Here is a 2,318-nt window from a genome sequence, read left to right on the forward strand (position 1 = left end):
TTTGAAGAAATTTTAGCTATGCGTACCGGCAATTACAATAAACTGGCTGGTTATATGTCCAACCATTTTGGTGGATATTATTCTAGTAAATCGCTCAGTAAGAACCATATCTTTGGTAGTAGTGGATCCTCTTTTGGATTTGATGTAAAATCTAGCTTTGGATTCGGTAAATTCAAGTTTAAGAAGGCAAAGATGCCATCCACGAACTTCATGAAACAAGCTGGGTCCATAGGCTTAGATATGATTCCTGTCGTCGGAAACATCAAGAGCGGACTTGAAGCAATCATGGGTAGAGACCTTGTCACAGATCAAAAACTATCTAAAGCTGACCGAATTATTGCAGCAGCAGGCATCTTTACAGGTGGAGCAGGAAAAGTTGCACTTAAAGGGGCGAAGGCTGGGTTAGGTTTTGCGCAAGGGGCGAAACTTACTAAGGGTACGGGTAATTCTAATACAGTATTCCGTGCAGTAACACCTGAACAAGCACAAACAATAAAAAACGGACAAGGTATATTAAAACCATCTCCTGCTCATAAAACAACACCGACACAGCACGTAGCAGGTACAAAACATTCTAGGAATCCTTGGACTTCAACAACAAAAAGTCAACAAACTGCTGAATTTTATGCAACTCATGGTGGAACTCGTAATGATAATCCTAATCCAATAGTAGAAATAGATTTATCAAAAATAAATCCAAGTAATATTCTAGATGTCTCTGATATTAATAAAGCTAGTCAACATTTAAAAACACCTTTTACTAGAAATGCAGCAGCAAAACATAAAGAAGTACTAATAAAAGGTGACATCCCTGCTGAAGCTATTAAACGCTTTTTACCTTAGGAGGACAGTTATGAGAGAATCTTTAAAAGAAAAAATACTTAATAATACTTTTGTTGATAAAGTTAGGAATGAATTGAAAGTTGATGAAGAAGAATATCAAGCCTTAAATCAAATCCTAAATGAATTAATTGTATTATTAAAAGTGCAAAAAGATATAGATAAAGAATTAGCATTAATTTTGTATAGTATGCCTCAAATAATCAGAAATACTTTTTTAAGTTTAGAAGCTAGTAACGAAAAAGTTTCAGATTTAGCCAATAGACTTGAGGATATATGGATTGAATTAGACGAATTAGTTATTGAATGTCTTTCTTAGTATTTTTTAAACCTTGATTGGCTAATAGCCTTTCAAGGTTTTTTTAATAATGAATAAAATTGGATTTCAACATAGGGTATAGATAAATCTTGGAAAGTTAAAAGTGTACTTCCTAGCATCCCTCATTTCATATAGTTTTGCATAGTAATATAGAGAAAGACTTGTCGAAAAAATAATATCTTGTATAAAAACCTTGAGTGGCTAATGCCATTCAAGGTTTTTATACTCTAATTTCTATCAAAAAAACCAAGAAATTATAAACCTACCTAGTGAGATAGCACACAATTAAATAAACCACTAGGCAACTTTATCAAACTCTATTGTGGAAGGTCCAAAGGAATCCCCAGACCAGATAATTTCAAGGATTCAATTCGTCAAATACGACTACACCACAGATAACCGTCTAAAAGGTGTCTATTACCCAGATGGTTCGCAAGTTGAGTTTAAATATGATGCATTAGGCCGAAAAGTAAGCCGTGAACAAGCCTACTACGATGTAAACCTACCTGGAAAAGGCAAAGGGAAAGGTCCTGAAAATGCATTAGAAAATGGAAACGGTGAAAAGAACGGACTGAAGAAAAAGTTCGGAGAAGCATTATACACTGAAACCACCCAATACATGTACGATGGCATGAACGTATTCAAGGAATACGGTGAAAACGGACAACCATTAGCCCAGTACTACATGGGTAATGATCAAGTCATCGCTCGTAAGATGTTTGGCTACCATGGCCGTAAACAAGAAGGCTATGAAGGCAATATTCGTACACGTGGTGGATTACTGTACTATCACCAAGACGCGCAAGGAAACATTATGGATGTATCCGACCGAATCGGGGAGCAAATTACGAAGTACCGTTATGATGCATTTGGTAACCTATTTACGCATATGGCAGCACCATATAACGCCGTTGGCTTCACTGGAAAAAAAGTCCTATGACGCAAAAGCTAGCTTGATAGACTTCAGTGCAAGATGGTATAGTCCAAATGAAGGTCGATTTATTACTGAGGATACGTTTGGTGGTTGGAGTGATACTCCGGCGAGCTTGAATGGTTATAGCTATGCGCATAACAATCCGACAACCTTTACTGACCCAAGTGGACATTGTATCATGGAAGATCCTGACTCAAGAGATTGTTATTTCCCACCACCAGGTGG

The 2,318-nt window shown here is 36.8% G+C and carries 4 protein-coding genes; all 4 read left to right on the top strand.

The window, feature by feature from the left end:
- Positions 1 to 843 (top strand): pre-toxin TG domain-containing protein (locus tag JR050_RS15290; RefSeq protein ID WP_204204395.1); only part of this gene is annotated, 843 nt, incomplete at its 5' end.
- Between the two features lie 10 nt (positions 844 to 853).
- Positions 854 to 1,159, top strand: coding sequence for a hypothetical protein (locus tag JR050_RS15295; RefSeq protein ID WP_204204396.1), 306 nt, complete (start codon positions 854 to 856; stop codon positions 1,157 to 1,159).
- 322 nt (positions 1,160 to 1,481) lie between these two features.
- Positions 1,482 to 2,099, top strand: a complete 618-nt coding sequence (locus JR050_RS15300) for a hypothetical protein (RefSeq protein WP_204204397.1) — start codon at positions 1,482 to 1,484, stop codon at positions 2,097 to 2,099.
- A gap of 13 nt (positions 2,100 to 2,112) precedes the next feature.
- Positions 2,113 to 2,318, top strand: a 206-nt coding sequence (locus tag JR050_RS15305; RefSeq protein ID WP_204204398.1) for an RHS repeat-associated core domain-containing protein, incomplete at its 3' end; no start/stop codon positions are given.

Source organism: Bacillus suaedaesalsae (assembly GCF_016890225.1).
Taxonomy (GTDB): Bacteria; Bacillota; Bacilli; order Bacillales; family SA4; genus Bacillus_BS; species Bacillus_BS suaedaesalsae.